This is a genomic window from Vibrio sp. J383 (assembly GCF_023503985.1).
Taxonomy (GTDB): Bacteria; Pseudomonadota; Gammaproteobacteria; order Enterobacterales; family Vibrionaceae; genus Vibrio; species Vibrio splendidus.
The window spans coordinates 124,894-145,174 of the sequence record NZ_CP097293.1 but is presented as its reverse complement, the minus strand read 5'-3'; the positions used below and the strand labels follow the sequence as shown (position 1 = coordinate 145,174).

Sequence of the window (20,281 nt, the reverse complement as noted above, 5' to 3'; positions counted from 1 at the left end):
GTATTTGATGATATATGGGGGTTTTATAAGGAGTCCATAGGTTAGAAGTGACTAAAATTCAAGTCTGGACGCTCTAATGCCAATTTAAATAAGTTTGTCGATGAATCGCTCTAGTTTTAAAAGAATAGCCATAGTCATCATAGTCATCATAGTAATTGTTACGACTTCAATCTAAAGAGGCTCTTTTTAGTGGAAGCGTAATCAAGATCCAATTTTGAGGGGCTGAGGCTTTACATCAACACTCGTGTGCCTAGACTGGCGACGATTTAAAGCAATGGGGCAAATGGTATGTGGAGTTGGTTGGCGGTTTCCTTATCTGGTATCGGAGCAATAGCAGGAACGAAACATGGACATATCGGTCAGGCCTTGTCGTATAAGGTATTTACCTTTGTATTATTGGCGACCATTGCTTTAACTCAATCTGTCGTTTCTGACTTTACCTATTGGATAGTCGCTGGGTTGGCGATCTCTGCAATCGCAGATGTCCTTCATACGGTTACTCAAAAGCGTCCTTTGCATTTTGTGTGCTTCTTATTGGCTCAGCTCTGTTACAGCAAAGCATTTTGGTTACAGCTATCAGGAGAAATGGTCTGGTGGTTGTTCGCGCTCCTATTAGCGGCTTGTGTCGTTGCTTTCTTCTTACTTCTGCCTCGCTTAGACAAACTCGTCTTTCCTGTGGTTATCATGGGTATCGTGCTTATTCAGCTTGCATGGGCTTCTGGTGAGCTCTGGTTGCTTGATCCTCAATTGTCACATGCGGTTGGTTTTGCTGGCTGTAGCGTGTTACTACTTTCGGCACTGGCGTATGCGCTAAATTTCTATCGTAGCCCAATCAAAGGTGCCTATTTTTGGGTGACGGGCAGTTACTTTCTCGCGCACGCTCTCATTGTTGCTTCCCTTACCATTTAGGGTAGAGCTAGCTTAATTCTGAGCTACATCAAGGCAGTTAAGATGAAAGTAGGTACTCTACGTCTACTTCATTAAACATGAGATAGAGTTATGACTACCGAAATTCATGCACACAACGTTTTAAACCTACTGAGTGAAAAGCCCCTGACTCGTGAAGAGTTGACGCAAGAGCTCGCTCAGACTTACGGCGCAGAAGCTCGCTTCCATACGTGTAAGCTAAATGGTCTGGATTTGGATGGCTTGCTGAAATTTTTCCTGAAGATGGAAAAGGTCGTGGTTATTGATGACAAACTTTGCACCAATCGCGAACGTGTGTGTAACCACTAATCTCGAGTAACAACTGGTTTTTGAGCCTTTTGGCTTTTATAGATAAGAAGAGTGGGTGCGACGTTTCGGCTTCACTCTTAAATTATCTTTTTACTTTTCTCCTTTCTATTTGCTCTCGAAAAATTCCCCTCTAATTACATAGGTTAATCCTTTTATTACTGCGTTCGAAAATCAATGTTGAGACTGCTATACTCCGCGCACTTACGCTTTTCGAGACAAACTTATGGAAATTTTATCTGCAGCGACCATGCTGTTTCTTATTATGGATCCGCTCGGCAATCTACCAATCGTGCTCTCTATCCTTAAGCATATTGATCCGAAGCGTCGCCGTATTGTTCTTGTTCGTGAACTGATGTTTGCACTGATTATCCTGCTGTTGTTCTTGTTTGCTGGCCAAAGCATTATGAACTTCCTGCACGTGCAGCCTGAAACCTTGAGTATCTCTGGCGGTATTATTCTGTTCATCATCGCGATTAAGATGATTTTCCCAAGTGCGGGCAGTATTACCGGCCTAGCGGCGGGTGAAGAACCGTTTATCGTGCCGATGGCGATCCCTATGATTGCTGGCCCTTCAGTGATTGCGGCATTGATTCTGTTGTCGACACAGCACCCTGACAACATGTTAGAGCTTTCAGGCGCAGTGATGCTGGCTTGGGGCGCGACCTTCTTTATTCTGATGTTTAATGGTTTCTTCCTGCGAGTACTGGGTGAGCGAGGCCTTAAAGCCATCGAACGCTTGATGGGCTTGTTGCTGGTTATGTTGTCGACGCAAATGTTCCTAGATGGTGTGAAAGGCTACATGGGCTAACATCATTATCATTGCTGAATAAAAAAACGCCGCTCAAATGAGCGGCGTTTTTGTCTCTACTGTTTCTGTCATGATGTTTTCTGTAGCTAAGCGTTTTATATCTGAGCTTAAGCTTGATTACATCATGTGCTTGCGTCGGATATCGAGGAGGGCAAAGACTCCGAAAATCAATATTGACCACTTCTCCCAACGTGACATTTCGATCTTATCGCCGAATGCACCGATAAAAATCAGCATCTGCAGGCCGTGCATGAAGAACAAGAACGCTGTCATGATATAAAGCGCAATCGCAGCATTACCCGGGAATGGATAGAAAATATTTACGATTAAGATAAACCAAACAAAGGCGATGGCTACTTTTGCTAGTGGAAGTAAGAACTTCATTCAATAACTCCTATTCTTCAGTGGTTCGATTAAACAGTCGGTAGCTAGACTGGCCAGTGGTCTTATCGCGATGCAATTCCCAGTTCTCTGGCATAGCCTCAAGCTGCAGCTCTTTTTCTGTCTCGACGTAAATGATGGCGTTATCTGCCAACCAGCCATTGCTCTCAAGCAGTTGTACAGTTTCTGCAAGTAAGCCTTTACGAAATGGTGGATCAAGGAAAACCATATCGTAAGGAGTACCTGGCTTCTTAAGGAAAGAGATAGCATCAGTATTCACGACACTGATGTTGTCTGCCTTGAGCTCTTTCGCGTTATCAGAAAGCTGTTTGGCTGCCTTTTGATTCATTTCGAGCAGTGTCACCATTTTTGCTTGGCGAGAAGCTGCTTCAAAACCTAGACCGCCAGAACCGGCAAATACATCCAAGCAAGTTGAATGTGGGATATCTTGAGCCACCCAGTTAAAGAGTGTCTCTTTTACTCGGTCAATGGTTGGGCGTAATCCTTCTAAATCATGAACAGGTAGCTTTCTACCTCTCCATGAGCCACTAATAATTCGAACAAAGCCTCCGGATGGCTTTTTTTGTGATGTGTTTTGCTGGCGACGTCTTACCATAGATTTTTTGACCGCTAATAAAGTGATACTATACCGAGCCCAATTTAAGTGGGTTCGAGTATTAAATAAATTTGCAATGACAAAGTGTATCAAGCTAAAAGCAAACTTATCACTGCTTTGTCATTTTTCTTTACTATTCGTTTGTACAAGCTTGTATTGTATAACAATAGCAAAGAGTCGACGTGTATTAAGTCAATACAGCTAATTAGTAGATCTAGGAAACTCCTCTGATGACGGAAAAAAAGAAGCGCGGATTATTATCGTGGCTTGGTTTTGGTGACGAAGAACAAAGCCCAAAAACTCAGAATGAAGCGAACGTAGAAAACGTTGAAGATCAAACTGAAGTTGAATCACAAGTCGAGGCTGAAGCTGAAGTAGCTAAGCCAACTGAACCTCAGTCAGTTGAATCTGAGCTTGCTGAATCAGATCAAGCGCTTGAAGAGACTCAAGAAGAGCAGCAACCTGTCCTAGCAGAAGCAGAAGCAGAAGCAGAAGCAGAAGCAGAAGCAGAAGCAGAAGCAGAAGCAGAACAGGAAGAAGTTGCTGTTCCTCAAGCTCAGGTTGAAGAAGTTCAAGATAAGCCGACAGAAAGCTTCTTTGCGCGCCTTAAGCGTAGCCTTAGCCGCACTAAAGCAAACATCGGTGCTGGCTTCTTTGGCTTGTTCAAGGGTAAACAAATCGATGAAGATCTGTTTGAAGAACTAGAAGAGCAACTTCTGATTGCAGACGTGGGTATGAATACCACGGTTAAGATCATTGAAAATCTGACAGAAAAAGCATCTCGTAATGACCTAAAAGACGGTGAAGCTCTATATGGTCTGCTCAAAGAAGAGATGGCAGATATCTTAAGCCAAGTGGAACAGCCACTGGTTGTTGATACGACTAAAACACCTTACGTTATTTTAATGGTTGGTGTGAACGGTGTCGGTAAGACAACCACCATCGGTAAGCTGGCTAAACAATTCCAAAGTGAAGGCAAGAAAGTGATGTTGGCGGCGGGTGATACCTTCCGTGCGGCAGCGGTTGAACAACTTCAGGTTTGGGGTCAACGTAATAATGTTCCTGTGATCGCTCAGCACACAGGTGCCGATAGCGCGTCTGTTATCTACGATGCCATTGAAGCCGCGAAAGCGCGTGGTGTTGATGTCGTGATTGCCGATACTGCAGGTCGTTTGCAGAACAAGAGCAACTTGATGGAAGAGCTGCGTAAGATTGTTCGTGTAATGAAGAAGATTGATGACTCTGCACCGCACGAAATCATGTTAACGCTAGATGCAGGTACCGGTCAGAATGCTATCAGCCAAGCGAAGCTGTTCAGTGACGTGGCACCAGTAACGGGTATTACGCTCACTAAGCTAGATGGTACGGCGAAAGGCGGCGTGATTTTCTCAATTGCTGACCAGTTCCAGATTCCAATCCGCTACATTGGTGTGGGTGAAGGCATTGATGACCTGCGTCCATTTGAGTCTAAAGACTTTATTGAAGCACTATTTAGCCGCGAAGAGTAACGCGAGTAGCAAAGTGGTTTATCCTTAACCTGCTACCGTTTTAAATTTGATATGAGTGATCGTAAGAGGAATTTTCGGTGATCAAATTTCAGCAAGTGAGCAAAGCCTACCGAGGCGGACGACAAGCGCTCCAAAAAGTGGACTTTCACCTTAAACGTGGAGAGATGGCTTTTTTGGGTGGGCACTCTGGAGCTGGTAAAAGTACCTTGCTGAAGTTGATCTGCGCCATCGAGCGTCCAACTGACGGACGTGTTTGGTTTAACGATCACGATATCACTCGTATTCCAGCTAAAGACATCCCCTTCTTACGTCGTAACATCGGGATTGTCTTTCAAGACCATCGCCTACTGATGGATCGCTCGATTTTTGATAACGTCGCACTGCCTATGCGTATTGAATCTATTTCTGAAAATGAAATAAAACGCCGAGTCAGTGCTGCGTTGGATAAAACCGGCTTACTAGACAAAGCCCGTTGTTTGCCAAGCCAGCTTTCTGGTGGTGAGCAGCAACGCGTGGGTATCGCTCGCGCTGTGGTTAACCGTCCAACTCTGCTTTTAGCGGATGAGCCGACCGGCAACCTCGATCCTGAATTATCTAACCGTGTATTACGTTTGTTTGAAGAGTTCAACCGCGCAGGTGTCACGATCATCCTAGCGACGCACGATATCGGGTTAGTGAACACTCGCCCTCAGTACCGTCATCTTGAGTTAAACCAAGGCTTTTTGAGTGAGGTTGAAGACTATGGCCGCGAATAAGCGCATTAAGAAACCTCAATCCAATCGAGCAGCAAACCGCGCTTCAAGCGACGGCTTCTTTGTTGTTCATTGGAAACAAGCTAAGTCATCGTTCTCGCAAATGTGGCAACGTCCGTTGGGCAACTTGTTGACCCTTGCGGTGATCTCAATGGCTTTAGCGATGCCAGCTTGTTTGTACCTACTGGGCAAGAACGTTGGTGAAGTGGCTCAAGATGTCACCAGCCCGTCACAAATAAGTGCTTATGTAGAGGATGGTATTCCTGAGCCGAGAGTAATGGTGCTTAAGGATGAAATTGAAAGTTGGGATCAAGTCGAGCTGGTGGAATATATTTCACCGCAACAAGGGCTTGCGGATCTAAGCCAGTATTCTGGTTTTGAAGATGCCCTGACTATCCTAGATGATTATTCATTGCCAGGTGTGTTGGTGATTACGCCAAGCGTGCACAGTGATGTCTTAATCAAAGAATTAGCAAGCAACGTTAAAAAACAAGAGCTAGTGACTGATGTTCGTTTAGACGAAGATTGGTTAGCTCGATTAGATGCGATCAAAGCATTAGCAGCGGTCATCGTTATTACCCTAACGGTATTGATGTTGGGCGCGGTATTTTTGATTATTGGCAATACATTACGCTTTAATGTGTTGGCGCATAAAGACGAGATTCAAACCATGAAGCTGATTGGTGCTACCGACAGCTACATTCTTCGACCATACCTTTATGCTGGGATGTGGTTTGGCGTTTTAGGTTCGATTAGTGCTTGGGTAATGACGGCATTGATTACCGTATTGCTCAATAGTGCAGTGGATGATTTGGCTCAGCTTTATGATAGCCATTTCCGCTTAATTGGCCTGAGTTGGGATGAGTCTTTATTACTTTTGATCGTCGGAACCCTGCTTGGTAGTGTGGCTGCGAAGCTTTCTGCACAGCGTCACCTAAAAGAAATTGAACCAGTTTAGGTGAATAGAGTCATATTTATACGAAAAATAGGCAGTTCTTAACCAGTTTTTGCCTTGTATAGACGAATTGATTATGCATAATTACTTCCCCCTCCTTGAAACCTGTTCATTTTAGGTTCAAGATTGTCGGGTTTTAATAGATGTATTACTCCAGATCAGAGATTGATGAGGAACCGAATGGCAAACCAAGCGTATCAAATGGCTTTAGTCACACAAGATAGTTTAGATAGCTATATCCGCTCAGCGAACAGCTACCCTATGCTGACTCCTGATGAGGAACGTGGACTTGCAGAGCGATTACATTACAAAGGTGAGATCGACGCTGCGAAAGGCTTGATCCTTTCCCACCTAAGATTCGTGGTGCACGTTGCAAGAGGCTACTCTGGCTACGGGCTACCAATGGCTGATCTCGTCCAAGAAGGTAACATCGGCTTGATGAAGGCTGTTAAGCGCTTCAATCCAGAAGTTGGTGTTCGTCTAGTCTCTTTTGCTGTTCACTGGATCAAAGCTGAGATTCATGAGTACGTTTTGCGTAACTGGCGTATCGTTAAGATCGCAACAACGAAAGCACAACGTAAATTGTTCTTTAACCTTCGTAAGTCTAAAAAGCGTTTAGGTTGGTTCAATAACGGCGAAGTTGAGACGGTTGCACGTGAGTTGGGTGTTGAGCCTTCAGAAGTTCGTGAGATGGAATCTCGCTTAGCGGCACAAGATGCTACGTTTGAAGCTCCGATGGATGACGATGACGGTGGTTCTGCTTACACGGCTCCAGTTTACTACCTAGAAGACAAAGCATCAGACGTTGCTGAAACGGTTGAAGCGGCGAACTGGGAATCACACACCAACAATCGCCTAGGACTCGCATTGAAGAGCTTAGACGAACGCAGCCAGCACATTGTGCGCTCACGTTGGTTAGATGATAATAAGTCGACACTGCAAGACTTAGCGGATACCTACAGCATTTCTGCAGAGCGTGTTCGCCAGTTAGAAAAGAATGCGATGAAGAAATTGAAACAAGCCGTTGGCGATTTCTAATAGCATCTAGCATCTAGCTTCTACTTTCTAGTAGAGCTAACAAATAGCTGAATTTTGAAAAGGCCGAGATCGAGAGATCTCGGCCTTTTTGTTTTGGATCGATTTCTCAATTTTTGCGATCGAAATTTGCAAAGTGATTTTGTGGATAACTCTGTGAGAAGTTTATTCGTCAGCTGTCTAAAAGCAGGGTGTAGTAAGGCTTTGAAGGGGTTTTTCGAGTGGGGATATGTTTCAGTTAACCCACAGCTAGATCAGGATCATTACTACATGTTGTGGATCTATTTTAAAAAAAGCACTTTATTCACGCAATTCACAGGTTTATCCACAAATGGTGTAAAAGTGATCGCTGGTGGATAACCTTATTAAGTGGATGTGATTGTTAGCCTTGGGATAGGTTACAATGGCAGCAAAGTAAATCAGTATAAAAGAGAAAGTCATGGACCAGTTTAAACATATCGATGTTAAAGGTGCTCAAGCCCTTATTGAACAAGGCGAAGCTCGACTTGTCGATATACGTGACCCGCAGTCTTTTGCGGTAGCTCACTCAAAAACCGCTTACCATCTTACTAACGATACCATGGTGTCGTTCATGGATGAGGTTGAGTTCGAACAGCCAATCTTAGTGATGTGTTATCACGGTATTAGTAGCCAAGGTGCGGCACAATATTTAGTGAACCAAGGCTTTGAAGAGGTATATAGTGTTGATGGTGGATTTGAAGCTTGGCATCGTGCTGAACTTCCAGTGATCGCGGGTTAATAGCCTTTATCACTTGAACCGCTTCAAGCATCTCTCATAGCATGAATAGGAAGTAACAATGATTAGATTGATGGTGTTAGACAATCCACGTCTTGCTCAAGCGTTTATTGATTATATGGCCTCTCGTCAGATCCCTATTCAGATGTCACCTGAGGGAGAAGGGCGTTTTGCTCTTTGGCTTCTTGATGGTCAATATCAAGTTGAAACCGAGGCCGAGCTCAATCGTTTCCTGTCGGAACCTAATCATAAGCGCTATCAAGCAGCATCTTGGGACATGGCAGAGACCAGAAAGAGCAACTTTCATTATCACACGCCAAGTTTTATGGGCATGATAAAAGCCAAAGCGGGCCCAGTGACACTCAGCCTGATGTTGGTGTGTGTGGTGATTTTTGCACTGCAGCAAGTCGGTTTTGGTCAAGCTATTTTCAACGCCCTACATTTCCCTGCGGTTGACGGACAACAATGGCAATTGTGGCGTTGGTTAAGCCATGCTGTTCTGCACTTCTCTGTTATGCATATCGCATTTAATATTTTGTGGTGGTGGCAGTTAGGTGGGGACATTGAGAAAAAACTAGGTAGCCTCAAGCTACTTCAGATCTTTGCTGTCTCTTCTGCGCTTTCAGGGGCTGGGCAGTACTGGGTTGAAGGGGCGAATTTCGGTGGTTTGTCTGGTGTTGTGTATGCCTTGGTTGGCTATCTATGGGTGGTGGGTGCAAAAGCCCCTCAGCTTGGTTTAGGCATTCCAAGACAGATCGTCGGCTTTATGTTGGTGTGGCTAGTGCTTGGGTACATGCAACCGTTCATGGCCATTGCAAACACCGCTCATTTGGCTGGCCTAGCCGCTGGTGTCATTATTGGTTGGATTGATGCTATGAAAGCACCGAGTTCAGCACGAAGTGAGTAGATGCTTTTTGGCAGCAGCTAAATAATAGAGACAAAAAAAAGCGGCCAGATGAGCCGCTTTTTTATTTGGATTCGTTTTTACATCATTATTACTGATAAAGGTATTTGGTAAACAGTAGGTCAGCAATGAGGGTTTTGCCTGTTTCAGGAAGCAATACCTTGTTGAGATGTTCAACTAAGGTTTTTCTTAAATCTTCACGACCAGATAGAGACTTAATGGTTTCTTCGTTTTGTTTACCGAGCAATTCAATCACAGCATCACGAATCAGTGGTTGGTGGTGCTCAATGGCTGCCAAGTCGTTACTATTCGCAACCATAATATCGAGGCGAACCTGAATGTAGCCCAGTTTTTTACCTTTAGTGTAAAAATTGGTGGTCAGGTCAGGCTCTAGCGTGAAGTAGGCTAGTTTGGGTGCCGATTCCTCTTCAGCGAAACTTGATGCTGAAAAGAGTAGGGTAATCGCAAGAAATATTTGGGCTACATAACGTTTGTGCATATTTGTGACTTTTCTTTAGTTTATTCGCGATATTCGAAACGCATTAGTCTTGTTACAATGAGCGGTCTAAATCTAAATACGTTTACAATTCGAAGAACGCTTTAATTTTGTTCGAAAGTTGAAGCTTTATTGTACGTGTAAAGTCACCTATTGAATACTAGTATGAATCAGCCAATATCGCTGTATCTTAATTCGTTAATGAATGTAGATTGGCAAAGTACAGAAACATTTGATTTTCCTAATAAAATCACCAGAGAGTGGCTTTTGGAGCAAGGTTCTCTTTCCCGCAAGTTGGGCAAGAGCTGTCAGCACCTGTCTGTTGAGTTGCTTCATAATCAAGTTGTAGAACGCTCAATGCTACAACAGGACGAGGAACTTCTTTTATCATCGTTTGATTGCTTACTGCGTAAAGTGATTTTGAAGGGTGATGATGAGCCGTGGGTGTTAGGGCGAACCTTGATTCCTCGAGTCACATTAGAAGATCATCAGCACTCTGACCTTTCTCAACAAGGTAATGTCCCACTTGGTTTAACCGTGTTCAGCGCTGAGAACGTGGAGCGAGATGCGCTGCAAGTCGGTTGGGTTATCGCAGGCGATGAGCGACTGCTCGCGCGTCGTTCTCGATTATGGATGAACCATAAACCGATGCTTGTGGCAGAACTGTTTTTGCCAACATCACCCATTTACTCTAAGGAGAGTGTGTAAATGTTTGCCACCAAAGCGAAGGCGTATTGGCAGTTAACGCGAATGAATCGCCCGATTGGTACCCTGTTACTCCTTTGGCCGACCTTATGGTCGCTGATTATCGCCGCGCAAGGCATGCCTGATTTTGATGTCTTGGTTGTTTTCGTACTTGGCGTGGTATTGATGCGTTCAGCTGGCTGTGTGATCAATGATTTTGCTGACCGTAAAGTGGATGGTCATGTAAAACGCACCAAGCAGCGTCCATTACCTTCCGGTTTGGTTTCCAGTAAGGAAGCTATTCTGCTCTTTTTAGTGCTAGCCATGGTTTCGTTCTTACTGGTGCTAACCATGAATCCGCTGACGATTAAACTTTCTGTTATCGGTGTTGGCTTAGCCTTCATTTATCCTTTTATGAAGCGTTTTACGCACCTTCCACAGTTGTTCCTCGGCTTAGCGTTTAGTTGGGCTATCCCAATGGCTTGGGCGGCGCAAACTAATGAGCTACCTAGTGTGGTCTGGTTTATTTTCATTATCAATGCGTTGTGGACGATTGCCTACGACACACAATATGCAATGGTTGACCGAGATGACGACTTAAAAATTGGTATCAAATCGACCGCCATTTTATTTGGTCGTTTCGACAAGCTTATCGTTGGCTTCTTACAGCTAGTGACACTGGCGATGTTAATAGCGTTAGGCATGCATTACCAATTAGGAGATACCTTTTATTGGGCACTGCTGGTTGCGGGGGGCTTGTTTGTGTATCAACAACATCTGATGCGCCACCGTGATCGAGACTTATGTTTCCAAGCTTTCCTAAACAACAATTATGTTGGAATGGCAGTGACAGCAGGCTTATTCATTACCTTCTGGTAAGTATGAGTTTTTTGCTAAACGAACGCTCAATAAAAAGGCACCCAATGGGTGCCTTTTTTGATCGTGTTCAGTCTAGTGATTAAAGCAATTGCTAACCAAGCGATTACTCTGCTTGGTGGATACTCTCTTGAATCGTCAGACGGACCTCTGGGTAAAGCATTGAGTAAAGAAGCTTAGCGAATTGCTGAGTCTTTTCTAAATCGCAGTTACCATCGTTATCCAAATATTGCTGCTGTTTCAAGGTTGCGAACATCGACGCAAACACGCCTTTATCGAAGAACTCTGGTGCATTAATGCCTTGTAGACGCCCCAGTCGTTGTGCGATGTCTTGGCTCTTCTGCTCAAGATCAGATTTATCCAGATCTGGGTTTTCTGCCAATAGGTTCAAAGCAATAGAGTAGCGCTGTAGCGTTTCTGAAATCGTACGGCCTAACAGCATCAGTGCTTGGCTGTTTGATTGGTTGATGGTGACTTGGTTGTCCGACACCACAAGCATACCTTGGCCAACAAGCTCTTCAATGATGTTCGCCACCACGCTTTCAAGCTGATCTTCGTCGTAGCTTAAGAACAACTCTTTCTTCAAGAACGGGTAGATAGCAGCAACGTTCTCTTGAATCGTGTCAATGGTTAGGCCGTGCTGACGAATGGTCATCTGAGCAATTAATGATGGTAGAGCAAACAAATGAATGATGTTATTACGGTAGTAGGTCATCAGAATTGACTGGTGACGGTCTAGCGAAATGATGTCGCCCATTGAGTCTGATTCAATTAGGAACTTGTTCAGCGATTCAGCGTGTTTTACCAGATCTTCAGCGCTGTCTTTTGGTACCGTAAATGTATCAGAGTAAGGTACGTTCTTAAGCAGAGACAGGTAACAGTTGATCTGAGAAACCAAAGAATCACGAGACAATGCACGCTGTCTTGAAGCCAGTAACGCCGTTGCACAAAGTGTCAGTGCATTGGTCGCTGCTGCATCGTTAATGTGCGTCATCATCTTAGTCGCCAGATCGTTAACCACAGGGTTCATCCATTGTGGTTTGCTGGTGCCCATAGGATCGATGTCTTTTGTCCACTCCGGTGCGTGCTCGTTCAGGTATTGGTTTAGTTGGATCGGCTCACCGAAGTTCACATAACCTTTACCAAAGTTGCGCAGCTTACGCAGAGTACGAATCACAAGGCTCGCATTTTCTTTCTCTTTGCGCTTACCACGCAGCTCTTTGGCGTAAGTAGCTACTTCCATTACGTGTTCATAACCGATGTACACAGGAACCAAAGTTACAGGACGGTTCATACCACGCAGCATTGCTTGAATGGTCATCGCTAGCATGCCCGTTTTTGCTTGCAGTAGACGACCCGTACGAGAACGACCACCTTCACTGAAGTACTCAACTGAGTAACCTTTAGCGAACAGTTCGGCTAGGTATTCACGGAAAATCGTAGAGTACAGTTTGTTACCTTTGAAGCTACGACGAATAAAGAACGCACCGCCGTGACGGAAAATAGGACCGGCAGGGAAGAAGTTGAGGTTGATACCCGCAGCGATGTGCGGAGGCACCATGCCTTCATGATAAAGCACATAAGAAAGCAGTAAGTAATCCATGTGGCTACGGTGACAAGGCACGTAAACAATCTCGTGACCGTCTTGAGCTAGCTTACGAACCGTTGAAGCGTTGCTGATATGCAGGCCTTGGTACAACTTATTCCACAACCAACCAAGAATCTTCTCACCGCGCTTGATTAGTGAGTAAGAGAAGTTCGCAGCGATCTCGTCCATGATGTCTTGAGCTTCTTTGCTCGCTTTCTCGATCGAGATGTTCTTTGCTTGTGCTTCGTCTTCAATCGCTTTTTTGATCGCTTCAGATTTTAGTAGGCGGTCAAACAGAGCTTGGCGGCTTGGCAGGTTAGGGCCTGATGCTGCAAGTTTTTGGCGAGAAAAGTGAATACGTGCCACGCGCGCCAGTTTGTGTGCGATGGTGTTGTCGGTGCCGTGTGAGTTAGCCATGTAACGTAGAGAAACCACAGGACTAAAGCGAACCAAGCAGTCACGACCTGCCAGTAATACCGCTTTTGATTTCTCTAAGCCGTTCATTGCTTGTAGGTAAGGTTTCTGGTTATTCTCTTTACCTGGTTTACGACCCCACAATACAGTGGCAGGGATAACTTGGACGTCGAGATCAGAGTCTTCAGCATGCAGTGAAAGCAGCTCAGAGAAGACTTCAATTGATGAGCTTGGTACATAATCATCGTCTTGCAGTAGAGTTTTGCGAGAAGAGATAAAAACGTAGCGTTGCAGTGATTTGCCATTGATTTCAAGCTTGCTCAACGGATCAGGTAACCCTAATTCAAGTGCATGTTTTTGCAATGTAAGAATGTCTACACTTGAGCGAAACGGTAAGGCGTATACAATCGGTTTGCTCAAATCAATGTTCAAATCCTCAACAGGGTTTGAAGGAATTGATGTGCCCTTTACCAATACGGATAAAGGTAGCTTCATTAATGAACGTGAAAAAGATTGTCCAGAAGACATATAGGTTCACTGCCTCAATAGTTATTTCAATGTGCTCAAGCGTATCTCTATTTCTATGATGAAAAGGATAAATCCTGTGAGTGAAATAGGGATAAGCCTAGGCGTAAATTTAATCGATGCAAGAATACCAGAAACTGGTCTAACCTTTTAATGGAAATAGTCATATTGCCGTTAAGTTTGTGGAAAATCATTCATCGACTGATTGAGTATAGGGTTAAAAATGACCAAAAAATCAAACACCGGATTCAAACGTATCGTGAAAGCGGCGGGCTTCTCATGGCAAGGCATCACGAGCTCGTTTAAAAACGAGGCGGCATTTCGACAAGAAGTATTCATGGCCGCAGTGCTTATTCCGTTGGCGTTTTACTTAGATGTAAGCCAAGTTGAGAGAATCTTGATGATTTCAGCAGTCGTGTTGGTGATGGTTGTCGAGTTGATCAATACCGCGATTGAAGCGGTCGTTGACCGAATCGGTAGTGAACATCATGAGCTTTCTGGGATGGCGAAAGATGTTGGCTCAGCTGCAGTTTTTATCTGTTTAGTATTAGCGGGTTACGTGTGGCTAGAGATCTTGTTTTTGTAATTCGCTAAAAATGAACTAAAAACAACCAATTGCTTTGCTTTTGTTCAGTTACTGGATATACTCACAGTCAACTGTATAAAAAGACAGGTGAATCATGAAGCCGTTAACGCCCCGCCAGCAACAAGTTTTTGACCTTATCAAAAGTAAGATCGAAGATTTCGGTATGCCACCGACACGTGCAGAAATCGCGCGCGAACTTGGCTTCCGTTCTGCTAATGCTGCAGAAGAACATTTAAAAGCTCTTGCTCGTAAAGAAGCGATTGAGATTATCCCGGGTGCGTCTCGTGGTATTCGTATTTTGCTTGAAGATGCAGCGAATGAAGAGCAAGGTTTACCACTAATCGGTCAGGTTGCCGCTGGTGAGCCTATTTTGGCTCAAGAGCATGTAGAAATGCATTATCAAGTTGATCCAGGCATGTTTAAACCACAAGCTGACTTCTTACTTCGTGTAAATGGCGAAAGTATGAAAGACATCGGCATTATGGACGGTGATCTATTAGCTGTTCATAAAACACAAGATGTCCGCGATGGTCAGGTTGTCGTGGCTCGTGTCGATGATGATGTAACGGTAAAACGCCTAGAACGTAAAGGTTCAACGGTGCTGTTACACGCTGAAAATGAAGAGTTTTCTCCAATCCATGTCGATCTAGAATCCCAACACTTGTCTATTGAAGGGCTTGCGGTTGGTATTATTCGTAACACGGACTGGATGTAGTCATTACAAGCAGCTTATTGATATTTATTCTCAATAACTTGTTATTGTAATTGATATTCATTATCATCTTCTTTGTCGAGATACAAGGAAGATGATGATGCCAAATCCAACCAAACTTCAAATGAAGCCGCTTATTCCTAAGCCGCGCTCTTCTGTTCAAAAGGCTCCTTTTGATCAAGGGTCTGCACATCAGGAATTCCAAGTTCCGACGGATCTCGTTCAACATCTTTGGTTTCGCAGCCGCGAAAGCCTTGCCGATGATGGCTTAGTTTATGACCCTATTGCAGCTCAAGCCTGCAAGCGTTGCCAACTAGCTCCGGAATGTCTTACCGGTGAACTCGACCAACAACAACTTCTCTACGCAACATTGACTCAGCTTTGCGATTCTCAGGTACAGCAGTTTTTATCTCATAACCCAGATGCTTGGATCATTAATGTTGGAGCGGGGCTCGATACGCGTTTCTACCGTTTAGATAATGGCCGCTGTCATTGGGTTGAATTGGATGTAACTGAAAATCTAGTTTGGCGCCAACGCCTGTTTCACAAGAATGAGCGCTACCGTTTGGAGTGTGGTTCGGTTGACGATCTGACTTGGTTAGATGAGCTCAACATCCCAGAACAAGCCTCGGTGATGGTGGTGTGTGAACATGCTTTGCTCGATTGCAATGAACAACAAACCGCATATTTTATTCAGTCATTGAGTCGTTACTTTACTCATGCACACGCGTGTTTAGTGTTAGCTGGAGACAAAAGCTCTAGTGCTCTGGGGCAAAAGCTTGGTTCAGGGAAATATGCACATGGCTTATCTTCCCCAGTAGACAGTGTTCTTAATTGGCTGCCATGGGCGCAATGGGTAAAAGCGTTTTCTCCACTTGATCAACAATGCAATCGTTGGAAATTGTGGCAGCGATTACTGTGTAAGATTTCTCAGGTCAAAAAGCGCTTAACGCCACAGTTAGTGCTTGTTAAGTGGTAGTGCTAGCGACTTTGTTTGCAGGTAGCTGAATAGAAGTATCAAGATAAGTAAAACCCCACAACATAGTGAAAGCCCACCCACTAGGTTAAACTATCGCCTCTAATCAAAGAGGTGATCGTGAAGCTATTTAATCCCCAAACTATTTTTCAAACGCTATCCAATCAGGCGATGCACAAAAAAGTGCTATTGCTCGCGATCCCGATGGTTCTCTCTAATATTACGGTTCCACTGCTGGGCTTAGTTGATGCTGCAGTTATCGGTCACCTAGAGCATTCTTGGTATTTAGGTGGTGTGGCCTTAGGCGGCACCATGATCAGTGTGACCTTCTGGTTGCTTGGTTTCCTGCGTATGTCGACGACTGGATTGGCCGCGCAATCTTATGGTGCGAATGATGGTAAGCAGCTTGGTTTAGTCTTTGTGCAAGGCGTGACTATGGCCTTAGGGTTTGCTGGTGTCTTTTTGCTTTTACACAGCTTTGTTTCGGATGCGGTTTTCTCATTGAGCAGTGCCAGCGAGCAAGTCAAACATTATGGCCTGCAGTACTTCTCTATCCGTGCCTGGAGTGCGCCTGCTGCGCTAACTAACTTTGTAATTTTAGGTTGGTTGCTCGGAACCCAAAATGCTAAAGCGCCAATGTGGATGGTGATTATCACTAATATCACCAACATTGTTTTAGATATCGTATTTGTGATTGGCCTCGGCTGGCAAGTTGAAGGTGCGGCATTGGCATCGGTGATAGCGGACTATGCGGGTCTAACGTTTGGCTTAATTTGTGTTTATCGAATCTGGATGAAGAGGCAACTGCCATCTCCATGGGAGCTGCTTAAGAAAACCAGCCAAGGTTTGAGTCGTTTCGTAAAACTGAATCGCGATATCTTTCTGCGCTCGCTTTGTCTGCAAGCGACTTTCACTTTTATGACCTTCCAAGGTGCAAGTTTTGGTGATGATGTGGTGGCGGCTAATGCGGTATTGATGAGCTTCTTGATGATCATCTCTTATGGGATGGATGGTTTTGCTTATGCAATGGAAGCTATGGTCGGAAAGGCGATTGGCGCGAAAGATAAAGAAGAATTAAATCAGTCTTTGATTGGCACTTTCTTCTGGAGCTTCAATATTTGTTTGGTACTGACCATAGCGTTCGCGATTGCTGGGTCTAGTTTGATTAATATGATTACTACAATTCCAGAGGTTAAGAGTCAGGCTGAGGTGTATCTGCCATGGCTGATTGCGATGCCGCTCATTTCTATGTGGTGCTTCTTGCTAGACGGGATTTTCGTGGGCGCTACCAAAGGCAAAGATATGCGTAACAGTATGTTTGTGGCCACCTGCAGTTTCTTTGCGATTTTCTACTTAGCATCAGGTTTAGAGAACCATGCGCTGTGGCTAGCAATGTTGAGCTTTATGGCAATGCGCGGCATTGGTCTTGGTGTTCTATTTATCTCTCAGTGGAAGAAAGGGGAGTTTCTCGCTTAGCTTAGATAGATTAGATAGATTAGTTCAGGGAGCGAAAAAGAGAAGCTGTGCAGGTAAAGTGGCATTTGGAACATCATGATCTAATTGCTAGCATGACTATATAATTCAGTAGTTTAAATAAAAACAGCAAGCTCATGGCTTGCTGTTTATGTATTTGGCCTACAGGTGGTCAAATAGTCCTATTGGTTCTTTGTTTAGAACAAACGGTTAAGTCCGTTCAGCGCTGCGACGCGATAAGCTTCGGCCATTGTTGGATAGTTGAAGGTCGTATTCACAAAGTACTCGATGGTATTTGCTTCGCCTTTCTGTTCCATGATTGCCTGACCGATGTGGATGATCTCAGCAGCACGCTCACCAAACACGTGGATACCTAAAATCTCTTTAGTTTCACGATGGAAAAGTATCTTCAAGCTACCAATATCTTTACCTGCGATTTGAGCACGAGCTAAGTGTTTGAATGAAGATCGTCCCACTTCATAAGGTACTTTAGCCGCAGTAAGCTCTTGTTCTGTTTTACCGACAGAGCTGATCTCAGGAATGGTATAGATACCTGTTGGGATGTCTTCGATAAGGTGTCGTTCTGCTTCACCTTTCACCACGGCTTGGGCCACGAATCGACCTTGGTCATAAGCAGCACTTGCTAGGCTAGGATACCCAATCACATCACCAACAGCGTAAACATGTTCAACACTGGTTTGGTAGTTGCTGTTGACTGATACTTGTCCTCGAGAGTCCGCTTCTAAGCCAACGGCACCAAGATTCAGCTTGTCAGTATTACCCGTTCGGCCATTGGCATACAGTAGACAGTCGGCACGCATTTTCTTACCAGACTCTAAGTGAATGATTACACCGTCGTCAGTACCTTCAATTTTCTCAAAGGTTTCATCGTTACGAATAACAACGCCGCTGTTCCAGAAGTGATAAGACAGAGCATCCGAGGTTTCATTGTCTAAGAATGACAACAGGCGATCGCGAGTATTAATAAGATCGGTTTTAACGCCCAAACCACGGAAGATCGACGCGTACTCACAACCAATAACGCCAGCACCATAGATGATGATGTGTTGAGGGTCGTGTTTAAGAGAAAGGATCGAGTCGCTGTCGTAGATACGTTCATGCAGAAAGTCGACGTTGTCTGGCTGATAAGGGCGAGAACCTGTTGCGATAACAAATTTGTCTGCACTGTAATGTTCTTCAGTACCATCGCTCTGCATGACAGAGATAGTGTTAGTATCGATAAAACGCGCAGTACCAAACACCAATGTGCACTGGTTACGGTCGTAGAAGCCTTGACGCAATCGAGTCTGTTTGTCGATGACTGATTTAGCATGACCCAGAATGTTGGAGAAGGTTGAGTGAATGCTTTTATTGTTCTGACAAAACAGCGGGTTGCTATTGAATTCAATGATGCGGCTTACTGCATGACGCAGTGCTTTTGAAGGAATCGTTCCCCAGTGGGTGCAACCACCACCAACGCTGCTCTCTTTTTCAATGATTGCAACGTTCAACCCGGCTTTGGTTAATCCCATCGCTGCCCCTTCTCCTCCGGGGCCACTACCAATTACGATTACATCAAAGTGGTTGGAGTGCGGCATAGATATCTTCCTTGTTATATTTGATTAACATTGCTTTAGCGAGATTTTAACTGATTCTGTTCTTGGGTACATGAAAAGGGCATCAGAGAGTCGGTGGGATCACGCAGTGTTATCGAAAAAATAATATTTGGTATGTTGTATGTCTCCAAATGACAGTGTGGATATTGAAATTTTTTCTTCGAACGTATTTACTTCGGTACGTGAACAAAGAGGTGTGTTTAGTGTCTTATATAACCAGAGTGCCTTATATAAATATGTGATTCGCGTTATATTGAACAGAGTATTAGGCATGCCTGTTTTGGCTGTAAAAGAAGAGTTTGATAAAGTATGAAACCAATGGGCATTCGCGCGCAGCAAAAAGAAAAAACTCGTCGTAGCTTAATCGACGCAGCATTTAGCCAGCTCAGTGCCGATCGTAGCTTTTCCAACCTAAGCTTGAGAGAAGTTGCTCGTGAGGCTGGAATAGCGCCGACTTCCTTTTATCGTCATTTCAAAGACATGGATGAGCTAGGCTTAACCATGGTTGATGAAGGTGGCTTACTGTTGCGTCAGCTAATGCGTCAAGCTAGGCAACGCATAGTAAAAGAAGGCAGTGTGATTCGTACCTCGGTTGAAACCTTTATGGAATTCATTGAAAGCAGCCCAAACGTATTCAGACTGTTATTGCGAGAGCGCTCAGGAACCTCTTTTGAGTTTCGTGCTGCGGTAGCTCGTGAGATACAGCACTTCTCTGCTGAGTTAACCGAATATTTGATAACGACTGGCATGACACGAGATGAAGCTTTTACTCAAGCTGAAGCCTCCGTCATTTTGGTCTTCAACTCAGGGGCAGAAGCATTAGATTTAGATCGACGTCAGCGAGATGAATTGGCTGATCGCTTGATCATGCAATTGCGAATGATGGCCAAAGGTGCTTTTTGGTATCGTAAAGAACGTGAACGTAACCGATTAAAAGGCGGGATTGAATAATGTCGAATGAAAATAATACTGTAAACCGTGGTTCTGAAAGAAAGACACTCGTACTTGCTGTTGTTGCAGGTGTGTGTGGTGATGCACTGTTATCTTGGGTAACAATGAGCGAAGTGGGCTTCTCTATTTTCCCATTGATTGCTTTAGTTTTGGCTGTACAAGCGCTTTACCAAGAATACCTAACGAATCCAGTATCTGAAGATATTCCATTAGTGGGTTTAGCTTGTTTCTTTGTAGGTGCATTTGGCCATTCGGCTTTTGTGAAAGCACAACACCCTGATGCAGGATCAAACTTCTTTGCGATTATTGTCGCGATGCTGCTACTCGCTTGGGTAGGTAAGAAGCTAGGCTTTATCGGTAAAACCGCTTAAACCAACGTCAACGTATAAATAAAAAAACGAGCCAATTGGCTCGTTTTTTTGTATCTGCTGT

The 20,281-nt window shown here is 44.3% G+C and carries 23 protein-coding genes; 18 read left to right on the top strand and 5 right to left on the bottom strand.

Annotated elements, in window-relative coordinates; genetic code table 11:
- Positions 1–288: 288 nt before the first annotated feature.
- The 3 genes from M4S28_RS00680 to M4S28_RS00670 all read left to right on the top strand — a co-directional run bounded on the left by M4S28_RS00680 (position 289) and on the right by M4S28_RS00670 (position 2,044).
- Positions 289–909: a lysoplasmalogenase gene (locus tag M4S28_RS00680; protein ID WP_029405933.1), complete on the top strand. Its 621-nt coding sequence runs from the start codon at positions 289–291 to the stop codon at positions 907–909.
- A gap of 90 nt (positions 910–999) precedes the next feature.
- Complete coding sequence (locus M4S28_RS00675) at positions 1,000–1,236, top strand: YecH family metal-binding protein (protein ID WP_017061034.1); 237 nt, start codon at positions 1,000–1,002, stop codon at positions 1,234–1,236.
- Positions 1,237–1,459: 223 nt separating this feature from the next.
- Complete coding sequence (locus tag M4S28_RS00670; protein ID WP_009848232.1) at positions 1,460–2,044, top strand: YhgN family NAAT transporter; 585 nt, start codon at positions 1,460–1,462, stop codon at positions 2,042–2,044.
- Between the two features lie 117 nt (positions 2,045–2,161).
- Here the strand turns inward: M4S28_RS00670 and M4S28_RS00665 are convergent, their stop codons facing one another.
- Both M4S28_RS00665 and rsmD read right to left on the bottom strand, forming a co-directional pair.
- Positions 2,162–2,428 (bottom strand): DUF1145 domain-containing protein, encoded by a 267-nt coding sequence (locus M4S28_RS00665; RefSeq protein ID WP_004736590.1) that lies wholly within the window; start codon positions 2,426–2,428, stop codon positions 2,162–2,164.
- A gap of 10 nt (positions 2,429–2,438) precedes the next feature.
- Positions 2,439–3,041, bottom strand: coding sequence for a 16S rRNA (guanine(966)-N(2))-methyltransferase RsmD (gene rsmD, locus M4S28_RS00660; protein ID WP_016796095.1), 603 nt, complete (start codon positions 3,039–3,041; stop codon positions 2,439–2,441).
- A 230-nt stretch (positions 3,042–3,271) separates the two neighbouring features.
- On the opposite strand from rsmD, the gene ftsY reads away from it, so the two are divergent.
- The 6 genes from ftsY (at position 3,272) to glpG (ending at position 8,955) form a co-directional block, all read left to right on the top strand.
- A complete protein-coding gene (ftsY, locus tag M4S28_RS00655; protein WP_249632132.1) occupies positions 3,272–4,549 on the top strand; it encodes a signal recognition particle-docking protein FtsY in 1,278 nt (425 codons plus the stop codon).
- Positions 4,550–4,626: 77 nt separating this feature from the next.
- A complete protein-coding gene (ftsE, locus tag M4S28_RS00650; RefSeq protein WP_004736585.1) occupies positions 4,627–5,304 on the top strand; it encodes a cell division ATP-binding protein FtsE in 678 nt (225 codons plus the stop codon).
- Positions 5,291–6,259, top strand: a complete 969-nt coding sequence (gene ftsX / locus M4S28_RS00645) for a permease-like cell division protein FtsX (RefSeq protein WP_004736584.1) — start codon at positions 5,291–5,293, stop codon at positions 6,257–6,259. Before ftsE ends, ftsX begins: the two co-directional genes overlap by 14 nt.
- 177 nt (positions 6,260–6,436) lie before the next feature.
- Complete coding sequence (rpoH, locus tag M4S28_RS00640; protein WP_048613055.1) at positions 6,437–7,294, top strand: RNA polymerase sigma factor RpoH; 858 nt, start codon at positions 6,437–6,439, stop codon at positions 7,292–7,294.
- A gap of 436 nt (positions 7,295–7,730) precedes the next feature.
- On the top strand, positions 7,731–8,051 hold the full coding sequence (gene glpE, locus M4S28_RS00635; RefSeq protein WP_004736711.1) for a thiosulfate sulfurtransferase GlpE: 321 nt from the start codon (positions 7,731–7,733) through the stop codon (positions 8,049–8,051).
- Between the two features lie 58 nt (positions 8,052–8,109).
- The gene (gene glpG, locus M4S28_RS00630) at positions 8,110–8,955 is read left to right on the top strand and encodes a rhomboid family intramembrane serine protease GlpG (RefSeq protein ID WP_004736710.1); all 846 of its coding nucleotides are present in this window, start codon (positions 8,110–8,112) and stop codon (positions 8,953–8,955) included.
- 88 nt (positions 8,956–9,043) lie between these two features.
- On the opposite strand, the gene M4S28_RS00625 is transcribed toward glpG, so the two are convergent.
- Positions 9,044–9,451: a flagellar basal body-associated protein FliL gene (locus tag M4S28_RS00625; protein ID WP_004736708.1), complete on the bottom strand. Its 408-nt coding sequence runs from the start codon at positions 9,449–9,451 to the stop codon at positions 9,044–9,046.
- A gap of 162 nt (positions 9,452–9,613) precedes the next feature.
- On the opposite strand from M4S28_RS00625, the gene M4S28_RS00620 reads away from it, so the two are divergent.
- Together M4S28_RS00620 and ubiA are read left to right on the top strand one after the other, a co-directional pair.
- Positions 9,614–10,156 (top strand): chorismate lyase, encoded by a 543-nt coding sequence (locus M4S28_RS00620; RefSeq protein WP_004736706.1) that lies wholly within the window; start codon positions 9,614–9,616, stop codon positions 10,154–10,156.
- The gene (ubiA, locus tag M4S28_RS00615) at positions 10,157–11,011 is read left to right on the top strand and encodes a 4-hydroxybenzoate octaprenyltransferase (RefSeq protein ID WP_004736705.1); all 855 of its coding nucleotides are present in this window, start codon (positions 10,157–10,159) and stop codon (positions 11,009–11,011) included.
- A gap of 103 nt (positions 11,012–11,114) precedes the next feature.
- Here the strand turns inward: ubiA and plsB are convergent, their stop codons facing one another.
- On the bottom strand, positions 11,115–13,538 hold the full coding sequence (plsB, locus tag M4S28_RS00610) for a glycerol-3-phosphate 1-O-acyltransferase PlsB (RefSeq protein WP_004736704.1): 2,424 nt from the start codon (positions 13,536–13,538) through the stop codon (positions 11,115–11,117).
- A 220-nt stretch (positions 13,539–13,758) separates the two neighbouring features.
- Here plsB and M4S28_RS00605 point away from each other — a divergent pair, with 220 nt between their 5' ends.
- From M4S28_RS00605 to dinF, 4 genes are all read left to right on the top strand, one after another.
- On the top strand, positions 13,759–14,121 hold the full coding sequence (locus M4S28_RS00605) for a diacylglycerol kinase (RefSeq protein ID WP_004736703.1): 363 nt from the start codon (positions 13,759–13,761) through the stop codon (positions 14,119–14,121).
- Between the two features lie 94 nt (positions 14,122–14,215).
- Positions 14,216–14,836, top strand: coding sequence for a transcriptional repressor LexA (lexA, locus tag M4S28_RS00600; RefSeq protein WP_004736702.1), 621 nt, complete (start codon positions 14,216–14,218; stop codon positions 14,834–14,836).
- 97 nt (positions 14,837–14,933) lie between these two features.
- Positions 14,934–15,812 (top strand): class I SAM-dependent methyltransferase, encoded by an 879-nt coding sequence (locus M4S28_RS00595; RefSeq protein ID WP_249632131.1) that lies wholly within the window; start codon positions 14,934–14,936, stop codon positions 15,810–15,812.
- Positions 15,813–15,929: 117 nt separating this feature from the next.
- Positions 15,930–17,285: an MATE family efflux transporter DinF gene (dinF, locus tag M4S28_RS00590; RefSeq protein WP_249632130.1), complete on the top strand. Its 1,356-nt coding sequence runs from the start codon at positions 15,930–15,932 to the stop codon at positions 17,283–17,285.
- Between the two features lie 194 nt (positions 17,286–17,479).
- Here dinF and sthA read toward each other — a convergent pair whose 3' ends face one another.
- The gene (gene sthA, locus M4S28_RS00585; RefSeq protein WP_004736699.1) at positions 17,480–18,880 is read right to left on the bottom strand and encodes a Si-specific NAD(P)(+) transhydrogenase; all 1,401 of its coding nucleotides are present in this window, start codon (positions 18,878–18,880) and stop codon (positions 17,480–17,482) included.
- Positions 18,881–19,019: 139 nt separating this feature from the next.
- On the opposite strand from sthA, the gene M4S28_RS00580 reads away from it, so the two are divergent.
- From M4S28_RS00580 to M4S28_RS00570, 3 genes are read left to right on the top strand one after another with little or no spacing between them, the layout of a single operon-like run.
- Complete coding sequence (locus M4S28_RS00580) at positions 19,020–19,211, top strand: hypothetical protein (protein WP_004736698.1); 192 nt, start codon at positions 19,020–19,022, stop codon at positions 19,209–19,211.
- The gene (fabR, locus tag M4S28_RS00575) at positions 19,208–19,849 is read left to right on the top strand and encodes an HTH-type transcriptional repressor FabR (RefSeq protein ID WP_004736697.1); all 642 of its coding nucleotides are present in this window, start codon (positions 19,208–19,210) and stop codon (positions 19,847–19,849) included. The genes M4S28_RS00580 and fabR overlap by 4 nt, the downstream gene beginning before the upstream one ends.
- Positions 19,849–20,220: a YijD family membrane protein gene (locus M4S28_RS00570; RefSeq protein WP_004736696.1), complete on the top strand. Its 372-nt coding sequence runs from the start codon at positions 19,849–19,851 to the stop codon at positions 20,218–20,220. The genes fabR and M4S28_RS00570 overlap by 1 nt, the downstream gene beginning before the upstream one ends.
- Positions 20,221–20,281: the final 61 nt, after the last annotated feature.

What these genes read in the sequence shown, in the direction of transcription:
- sthA (WP_004736699.1), bottom strand. Translation starts at nt 18,880, where the DNA reads ATGCCGCACTCCAACCACTTTGATGTAATCGTAATTGGTAGTGGCCCC.
- ftsX (WP_004736584.1), top strand. Translation starts at nt 5,291, where the DNA reads ATGGCCGCGAATAAGCGCATTAAGAAACCTCAATCCAATCGAGCAGCA.
- rpoH (WP_048613055.1), top strand. Translation starts at nt 6,437, where the DNA reads ATGGCAAACCAAGCGTATCAAATGGCTTTAGTCACACAAGATAGTTTA.
- M4S28_RS00580 (WP_004736698.1), top strand. Translation starts at nt 19,020, where the DNA reads ATGTCTCCAAATGACAGTGTGGATATTGAAATTTTTTCTTCGAACGTA.
- M4S28_RS00665 (WP_004736590.1), bottom strand. Translation starts at nt 2,428, where the DNA reads ATGAAGTTCTTACTTCCACTAGCAAAAGTAGCCATCGCCTTTGTTTGG.
- M4S28_RS00605 (WP_004736703.1), top strand. Translation starts at nt 13,759, where the DNA reads ATGACCAAAAAATCAAACACCGGATTCAAACGTATCGTGAAAGCGGCG.
- M4S28_RS00570 (WP_004736696.1), top strand. Translation starts at nt 19,849, where the DNA reads ATGTCGAATGAAAATAATACTGTAAACCGTGGTTCTGAAAGAAAGACA.
- ubiA (WP_004736705.1), top strand. Translation starts at nt 10,157, where the DNA reads ATGTTTGCCACCAAAGCGAAGGCGTATTGGCAGTTAACGCGAATGAAT.
- fabR (WP_004736697.1), top strand. Translation starts at nt 19,208, where the DNA reads ATGAAACCAATGGGCATTCGCGCGCAGCAAAAAGAAAAAACTCGTCGT.
- M4S28_RS00595 (WP_249632131.1), top strand. Translation starts at nt 14,934, where the DNA reads ATGCCAAATCCAACCAAACTTCAAATGAAGCCGCTTATTCCTAAGCCG.
- glpG (WP_004736710.1), top strand. Translation starts at nt 8,110, where the DNA reads ATGATTAGATTGATGGTGTTAGACAATCCACGTCTTGCTCAAGCGTTT.
- M4S28_RS00670 (WP_009848232.1), top strand. Translation starts at nt 1,460, where the DNA reads ATGGAAATTTTATCTGCAGCGACCATGCTGTTTCTTATTATGGATCCG.
- M4S28_RS00675 (WP_017061034.1), top strand. Translation starts at nt 1,000, where the DNA reads ATGACTACCGAAATTCATGCACACAACGTTTTAAACCTACTGAGTGAA.
- rsmD (WP_016796095.1), bottom strand. Translation starts at nt 3,041, where the DNA reads ATGGTAAGACGTCGCCAGCAAAACACATCACAAAAAAAGCCATCCGGA.
- ftsY (WP_249632132.1), top strand. Translation starts at nt 3,272, where the DNA reads ATGACGGAAAAAAAGAAGCGCGGATTATTATCGTGGCTTGGTTTTGGT.
- M4S28_RS00620 (WP_004736706.1), top strand. Translation starts at nt 9,614, where the DNA reads ATGAATCAGCCAATATCGCTGTATCTTAATTCGTTAATGAATGTAGAT.
- plsB (WP_004736704.1), bottom strand. Translation starts at nt 13,538, where the DNA reads ATGTCTTCTGGACAATCTTTTTCACGTTCATTAATGAAGCTACCTTTA.
- lexA (WP_004736702.1), top strand. Translation starts at nt 14,216, where the DNA reads ATGAAGCCGTTAACGCCCCGCCAGCAACAAGTTTTTGACCTTATCAAA.
- M4S28_RS00680 (WP_029405933.1), top strand. Translation starts at nt 289, where the DNA reads ATGTGGAGTTGGTTGGCGGTTTCCTTATCTGGTATCGGAGCAATAGCA.
- glpE (WP_004736711.1), top strand. Translation starts at nt 7,731, where the DNA reads ATGGACCAGTTTAAACATATCGATGTTAAAGGTGCTCAAGCCCTTATT.
- M4S28_RS00625 (WP_004736708.1), bottom strand. Translation starts at nt 9,451, where the DNA reads ATGCACAAACGTTATGTAGCCCAAATATTTCTTGCGATTACCCTACTC.